We start from the raw sequence: 256 nt of genomic DNA on the forward strand, positions 1-256 counted from the left end.
GGGCCAGGGCCACCTGCGCATCATCGCCGGCGAGTGGCGCAGCCGTCGCCTGGCGGTGCCGGAAGGTGAAGGCCTGCGGCCAACGCCCGACCGTGTGCGCGAAACCGTCTTCAACTGGCTGGCGCCCTACATCGAGGGCGCTCGGGTACTGGACGCCTTCACCGGCAGTGGCGCCCTCGTGCTCGAAGCCCTGTCCCGCGGCGCCGAAGACGCCGTGGCACTGGACAGCAACCCGGCGGCCATCGCCAACCTGAAA

At 71.1% G+C, this 256-nt stretch carries 1 protein-coding gene; it reads left to right on the top strand.

The features are described from left to right. Window positions 1-256 (top strand): RsmD family RNA methyltransferase (locus tag GYA94_RS26925; protein ID WP_174824224.1); only part of this gene is annotated, 256 nt, incomplete at both ends.

It is taken from the genome of Pseudomonas juntendi (genome assembly GCF_009932375.1).
Lineage (GTDB): Bacteria > Pseudomonadota > Gammaproteobacteria > Pseudomonadales > Pseudomonadaceae > Aquipseudomonas > Aquipseudomonas juntendi.